This window comes from Flavihumibacter sp. CACIAM 22H1 (genome assembly GCF_001601815.1).
Classification (GTDB): Bacteria; Bacteroidota; Bacteroidia; order Chitinophagales; family Chitinophagaceae; genus Flavihumibacter.
This window is the reverse complement of sequence record NZ_LUKG01000070.1, coordinates 17,151-24,030: the sequence shown is the minus strand read 5'-3', so window position 1 is coordinate 24,030 and position 6,880 is coordinate 17,151. Positions and strand designations below refer to the sequence as shown.

The window sequence follows — 6,880 nt, the reverse complement described above, 5'->3', positions numbered from 1 at the left end:
TTTTTAAGCGTGTAAGCAGTTGCGCTGTTCCGAGCCAACTGCTCATATGAACATCGTGCCCACAGGCATGCATAGCCGAACCCTTGCTGGCAAAGGGTAAGCCGGTCAGTTCTTTCAGGGGCAGGCCATCCATATCAGTTCTGTATAAAATTGTTGGTCCTTTTCCATTTCGCAGAATAGCTGCGAAACTTTGATAACCGAGCGAATCAACCAGCTCCCAGCCTAAATTTTTCATCTCCTTTTTAAGAAAAGCAGCTGTGTTGATTTCCGCGCGGCTTAGCTCCGGATTTGCATGCAGGTATTGATAGGTGCTTGTGTAGTAACTGCTGTTGGCCGCAATTGCCTGGTTTACCTGGTGTACCCCGGTTTGCGCAACTACCGTTCTGCAGGGAAGGCAAAAAAGGATTGCAATAAAATAGTTCAATAAACGCATAGTCGGATATTCTGCTTCAAATGTACAGGTTGACGATTTCTTAATGGAATCAAAATCTTAGCGTCTACTGACTAAAATCAGGGCATTTTAATTGTTATTAGAGGAGATATCGAATAGTTTGCAGCGTACCAATGCAATAGAATATGAAACTCAGAATCGAATCTCCCTCGCACAAAATCAGTTCCTCACTGAAATCTTTTATAACCGAAAAAACCACGGCATTAGAGCGGTTTTACAAAGACATACAGGAGGTGGAAGTAACCCTGGTAAATGAAGTGAAGGGCGCTAAAGAAGTAGTGCTTTGTACACTCAATATCCGGGTGCCGGGTAAAGATGAATATGTGAAAGGAAAATCATCAATTTTCGAAGATGCCGTATTAAAAGCGCTGGATGCCGCCAAGCGCCGCTTACGCATCCGCAAAACACAGCTCCAGGCCGCTAAAAGAAAAAAGACCCCTAATCGCACCATTAATAATAAAACCGCCCGAAAAACAGCCAGCAGCTGATTTCCGCGGATTGCTCAATAGGTAATGGTGATACCTGCACCCCAGCCCATATCACTGTCGTAATGGGTCGACAAGGAAAAATACTTGGTAGCGATATAGCGTAAGCCGGCCATGTATTCCTGGTCACTGTTCACCAGCAGGTTCATACGAAGCCGGCTGCTGACGGGTATATCTTCCCTGCCCAGTTGAAGTCGCAGCCGGCCATCTGTATCGATCCGCGCATCGGCACGTACCAACATAGGTAGCAGGTACTGAACGCCAAAACAGATAGCTGCGCGCTGGTCCTTGGTATTTGTTTGTCCGAATATGTTTTTCTCTGCTTCCGTGCCCCGCCGATAGCGCCAATCAAAGCCGATATAGGGCATCAGGAACTGGCGTTTCCCGATCAGCCGGCCAATATGTGTTTCTGATTCAACGCCTGTTCGGGCATGAAGGCCCAAGCGCCATTCAGTTTGTACCTGCCACCGGGTATTGGCCAGCATTAGTTCGCCATCTGAACCATTGGATTCCAATCCCAGCTGGGCGCCCAGGTAAAACCGCCGATCATCCCGGTAAACTTTTCGCAAGGCCTTTTTTGCATCGGGTAACTGTGGATTGGGAGGTGAATTTTCGTAGCTGAAGATCCGTCCCATGCCTGCCATCATGTGGTAAAGAATATGACAGTGGAAAAACCAATCGCCATAGGCTTCCGATGCATGAAACTCGATGGTATCGGTTTCCATAGGCATAATATCCAGGACGGATTTCAACGGAGCGCGACTACCCTGGCCGTTTAACACCCGAAAAAAATGTCCGTGTAAGTGCATGGGATGGCGCATCATGGAATTATTTTTCAAAATAATGCGGATGTTTTCTCCCCTGCGGATCAGTATTTTATCGGATTCTGCTATCGTTTTATGATCCATGTTCCACACATACCGGTTCATGTTACCGGTTAGTTCAAATTTCATTTCACGCACAGGGCCGGGCGGTAATGTGGTGTTGGCCGGCGCTTTCAACATAGCATAGTTAAGGGTTATCAATGACTGATTGCTGTCGGCTATTTCGGGGTACATAACGGTATTCATATCCATTTGCTGCAGGCTCATCTGCATGCCCATATCGTGCATGCTGCCATCTGCATGCGTCATATCATTCATCATTTTCATACCCGCGAAATAATTCAGGCGTCCCAACCCGGGGGCAGGGTGGGGCTTTCCCTCTCCTAACCATAAGCTGGTGAATTTGGTACGATCCTCGGCAATAGCCCTGAACTCATAGGCGCCCTTTTCGGGAATTACCAATTTCAGATCATAGGTTTCCGAAACACCCACGATTAACCGATCTACTTCAACGGGTTCCACCGCTTGCCCATCTGTACCAACCACCAGTAATTTACCACCCGCAAACTGTAACCAGAAATAGGTAGAGGAACTGCCATTGATAACCCGCAGGCGGATGGTATCACCTGCCTGAAGATCTTTTCGATAGGCAACAGGTTTTCCATTGACGGTAAACAAATCGTAATACACATCACTTACGTCCATGGCCAGCATGCGTTTCCATTCATTTTCCAGTTTGGTACCCAGCTGTTTCTCCCGGATCGCCTGTGCATAGTTTTGCGTGGCTTTCTTTTTGATGGCATACCAATCGGTGGCAAAATGCAGGGATCGCTCTACCTGGTGAGGGTTTTCGTTGGTCCAGTCGCTCAGCAATACCACCTGCTCCTTTTCCACGGGTGCATTGGCTGGCTGTATTATAAAAGCGCCGTACATGCCAGACTGCTCCTGTAACATAGTATGTGAATGATACCAGTAGGTGCCGTTTTGTACGATCGGAAAGCGATATACATGCGTTCCTCCTGCTTTTATGGGAGCAGTGGTGAGATAGGGCACACCGTCCTGTTCATTCGGCAGGATCAGGCCATGCCAGTGGATCGAGGATTCCATATGCATTTCATTGTGCACATGAATTTCTGCCGTATCGCCTTCTGTAAAATGAAGGGTTGGCCCGGGAATGGATCCATTAATGGCAATAGCCCTTGCTTTTTTGTTCGTGTACTGCACCAGGGTATCGGTAAGGTATAGGTGAAGTACAACGTTACGGCCTATTTCTGTCCGAAACGGCTGCCGGGCCGAAGCAGCCGGCATTGGATGCTGCTGCGCTAGGCCGGCAAGTTCTATTAGCACTGCCCCAAGCAAGAGGAGAAAACGCATGATGGTTTATTGAAGAGTGTCGGTGATGGAGCCACAGCTTAACATAGTTGCTCCGTAATAGGGATTTTTAATGGCTTTTTCAGCACTGAGCCAGTAGGTTTTTTTCATGGGACAATAATCCACATAAATAGCCTGCTGATCGAGCTTGGCCGCCCTGGCAAACGCAAGCATGGTCGTAGATAATACGGCAAACTCTTTGCGCTGACCGTTGATATCAGCACCCGCTTCCATACCTGCCGCATTTTTTAACAGGGCATCTTTAAAGGGGTTGATTTCCTTTAAATCAGACTGTTTTACCTCCTTGATAAAACCCGCCGCCTGTGCCGCTACTTTTTTTACATCGCCCTGCACCAGCGCATCTTTTAACTGGTAGTAGGCCGATAATACCTGGTTCCGGTTTTCCTGGGCCTGTACGGATAATATACTAAACCCAGCCATTGCTAACGTTATTAGAAAGTTTTTCATGATTTATAGTTTTTCTGCTTTATAACCGGCCTCTTCCAGCGCTTTGATAATGCTTTCAGCGGCCAGATTGGAGGCTTGCGGAATGATTAGTTTTTTCGAAGGGTCCTGCAGATCAACCTCCCAGTTGTTCTGACCGGCAACTTTGTTTAAATAAGGCGTTACTTTTTCAATGCATCCGCTGCATTTAATAGTGGTTTTAAATTCTAGTTGATTCATGATTAAAGTATTAAAGAGATGAAAATTTTAAGCGTAAACTGTTTCCGACCACACTTACTGAACTCAGGGCCATAGCAGCGCCGGCAATCATAGGATCTAAGAGAAACCCGTTTACCGGGTACAAGATGCCGGCAGCAATGGGTATACCTATGATATTATAAATAAATGCCCAGAACAGGTTTTGCCGGATGGTAGCTACTGTTTTGCGCGAGAGTTTTAATGCTTTCGGAATGCTGTTGAGATCTGCGCCTATCAGGGTCATTTTTGCAACATCCATGGCAATATCCGCACCCTTTCCCATGGCAATGCTTACATCTGCCTGCGCCAGTGCATGGCTGTCGTTAATGCCGTCTCCTACCATGGCCACTACTTTACCGGTGGCCTGCAGTTCCTGAATGAATGCTGCTTTGTCGGCCGGCATCATTTCCGCCTTATAATGGGCAAGCTGCAGTTCCTTTGCAATGGCTGCCGCAGTTTGCTGGTTATCGCCGGTTAACATATACACGTCCACCCCGGCGTTTTGAAGGGTTTGGATAGCTTTTGCCGAGCCGCTTTTAATTTGATCGGCAATGGCAAGAATGGCCACTGCACGGTTTTCTTCCGCAAATACCACCACGGTTTTGGCTTTTTCCTGTAGTGTTTGCATGCTGGTTTCCTGCTCTTCTAAAAATTGAACACCTTCCTGCTCCATCAGTTTCCTGTTGCCGATGCTGTATTTTTTGCCGGATAAACGGGCCTGAATTCCCAAACCGGTAAGGCTGGTAATCGTTTCCATCTGAACAGGCCGGATCCCTTCTTTTTCGAGGTAGTTTACCACCGCTTCTGCCAGGGGATGTTCGGAGGCTTTTTCCATGGAAAGCAGGATTGCTTGAAGCTCAGCAGTATTGACCCCCGCCCGGAATTGCAGGAAATCCAGTTGAGGCTTTCCGGCTGTAATGGTGCCGGTTTTATCCAGCACAATCGCAGTTACAGCATGTGCTCTTTCCAGGCTTTCCGCATCTTTTATGAGAATATTGTTTTCCGCTCCTTTACCGATACCAACCATAATAGCGGTAGGGGTAGCCAGTCCAAGTGCACAGGGACAAGCAATCACCAATACCGTAACAGCAGCCAGCAAGGCATGGGTAAAGGCATTGGTTCCGCCCAGCAGCATCCAGCAGCCAAAGCTGAGCAGCGCTATACCGATCACGATCGGTACAAATATGCCTGCAATTTTATCGACCGTTTTCTGCACCGGCGCTTTGGATCCCTGTGCTTCCTGAACCATGCGGATAATTTGTGCCAGCACAGTTTCGGCCCCCACTTTTTCTGCCTCAAACCGGAAACTGCTTTTCTGGTTAAGGGTGCCGGCAAATACTTTTTCGCCGCTTGTTTTCAGAACGGGAACAGGTTCACCACTTATCATGCTTTCATCAACATAGGACGAACCAGCGCTTACCACGCCATCCACCGGTATTTTTTCACCCGGTTTTACCAGTAGCAGGTCGCCTGTTTTTACTTGCTCTACGGGTATTTGCCTGGTCTGATCCCCTGCCAGCAAAAGGGTTACGGTTTTAGGTTGTAAGCCCATCAGTTTTTTTAAGGCAGAAGACGTATTGGATTTTGCTTTTTCCTCCAATAGTTTGCCGAGCGAAATAAAGGCGATTACAACGGCTGCCGCTTCGAAGTACACATGCCCATGCAAACCACGCGCATGCCAGAATTCCGGGTAAATAGTGGTGAAAGCACTGAAAACCCAGGCCACCCCTGTACTTAGCGCAACCAGGGTATCCATATTGGCTTTTTTAAAGCGGGCCTGTTTCCAGGCATTGATGAAAAAACTGCGACCGAAATAAAAGACAACCGGCGCAGAGAGCAGCAGCATTATCCAGTTACCATAGGGCATGTCCATAAAAAACATTCCGATTATAACAATGGGTATAGAAAGCAGGCAGGCCCAGCCGGTTCTTTTTTTAAGTGCGCGGAACTGCTGCTGTTGCGCTTTTTCCTTGATTTCCTGCTGGTTTTCTGTCTGAATAACCAGGTCATAACCGATTGATTGAACCGTTTGACGGAATTTTTCCGGTCCGGTAACACGAGGGTCGTATTGCACCCAGGCCGATTGATTGGCATAATTGACCCCGGCGTCTGTTACCCCTGCTACAGATTTGAGCATGGATTCTACACTAACAGCGCAGGCAGCACAGGTCATTTCCAGCACAGGATAAGTATCTTTTTTTAACTGAACCGACATATAACAGTTTTGAAGCGTTTGCTTATACAGCAAAGTTCCGGCCTGTGCCTGGCGCCATTGTTATACAATCAGCAGGGAATCTTATATAATTACCGGCCTACCTGGTCGAGCGGAGTACGTTTATTGTCTCGCACTTCTTTGAAATGAGTAGGCGTTAGGCCGGTTATTTTTTTGAATTGCTGGGATAAATGCTGAACACTGCTATAACCCAATTGATCGGCAATTTGGCTTAGCGACAATTCATTATAGAGTAATAATTCTTTTGCCCGTTCAATGCGCTGGGCAATCACATATTTTTCGATGGTAATTCCTTCAATCGAAGAAAACAAAGCAGAAAGATAGGCATACTCGTGCTGTAATTCTTCTGCCAGCAGTACGGAGATCTTGGTGTTGAGGTCGGTAAGTCCGTTTCCATGGATTAATTTCAGGAGCACGGTTTTAATTTTAGATACCAGGGCTGATTTTTTGTCATCCAGTAGCTCAAACCCCAGTTTTTCTACCGACTTCCGGAACTCTTCCAGGTACTTTTTGTCCGGATTGCCCAGGAGCTCAACTTCGCCGAGTTGAATTTGACGATAGGGTAAATGATGGCGCTCCAATTCCTGTCGGATTACAAGGATACAGCGATCACAGACCATATTTTTTATAAATAACTGCATAGCGGGCTTTACAAAACTAATTCATAGTATTGTAGGATTATGCTAAAGATTGATGCACACCACCATATCTGGGACTATGATCCGGTTCAACACGCATGGATTGATGCTTCCATGGCAAATATTCAACGTAGTTTTTCTGCTGCAGACCTGAAACCGGAACTGGAGCAGGCGGG

At 47.0% G+C, this 6,880-nt stretch carries 7 protein-coding genes; 1 reads left to right on the top strand and 6 read right to left on the bottom strand.

The window, feature by feature from the left end; translation table 11 throughout:
* Nucleotides 1-433: M20/M25/M40 family metallo-hydrolase (locus A1D16_RS16615; RefSeq protein WP_366206949.1), on the bottom strand; the 433-nt coding region annotated here is incomplete at its 3' end.
* Between the two features lie 143 nt (nucleotides 434-576).
* Between A1D16_RS16615 and A1D16_RS16610 the strand changes: the two genes are divergently transcribed.
* Nucleotides 577-939 carry an HPF/RaiA family ribosome-associated protein gene (locus A1D16_RS16610; protein WP_290711548.1) on the top strand — a complete coding sequence of 121 codons (363 nt, stop codon included), beginning with the start codon at nucleotides 577-579 and terminating at the stop codon, nucleotides 937-939.
* Between the two features lie 14 nt (nucleotides 940-953).
* Here A1D16_RS16610 and A1D16_RS16605 read toward each other — a convergent pair whose 3' ends face one another.
* The 5 genes from A1D16_RS16605 to A1D16_RS16585 all read right to left on the bottom strand — a co-directional run bounded on the left by A1D16_RS16605 (nucleotide 954) and on the right by A1D16_RS16585 (nucleotide 6,707).
* Nucleotides 954-3,134, bottom strand: coding sequence for a multicopper oxidase domain-containing protein (locus tag A1D16_RS16605; RefSeq protein WP_290711546.1), 2,181 nt, complete (start codon nucleotides 3,132-3,134; stop codon nucleotides 954-956).
* A gap of 6 nt (nucleotides 3,135-3,140) precedes the next feature.
* Complete coding sequence (locus tag A1D16_RS16600; RefSeq protein WP_290711544.1) at nucleotides 3,141-3,599, bottom strand: DUF3347 domain-containing protein; 459 nt, start codon at nucleotides 3,597-3,599, stop codon at nucleotides 3,141-3,143.
* A 3-nt stretch (nucleotides 3,600-3,602) separates the two neighbouring features.
* Nucleotides 3,603-3,815, bottom strand: a complete 213-nt coding sequence (locus A1D16_RS16595) for a heavy metal transport/detoxification protein (RefSeq protein WP_290711542.1) — start codon at nucleotides 3,813-3,815, stop codon at nucleotides 3,603-3,605.
* A 10-nt stretch (nucleotides 3,816-3,825) separates the two neighbouring features.
* On the bottom strand, nucleotides 3,826-6,048 hold the full coding sequence (locus tag A1D16_RS16590) for a heavy metal translocating P-type ATPase (RefSeq protein ID WP_290711540.1): 2,223 nt from the start codon (nucleotides 6,046-6,048) through the stop codon (nucleotides 3,826-3,828).
* An 89-nt stretch (nucleotides 6,049-6,137) separates the two neighbouring features.
* Nucleotides 6,138-6,707, bottom strand: a complete 570-nt coding sequence (locus A1D16_RS16585; RefSeq protein ID WP_290711538.1) for a helix-turn-helix transcriptional regulator — start codon at nucleotides 6,705-6,707, stop codon at nucleotides 6,138-6,140.
* Nucleotides 6,708-6,880: the final 173 nt, after the last annotated feature.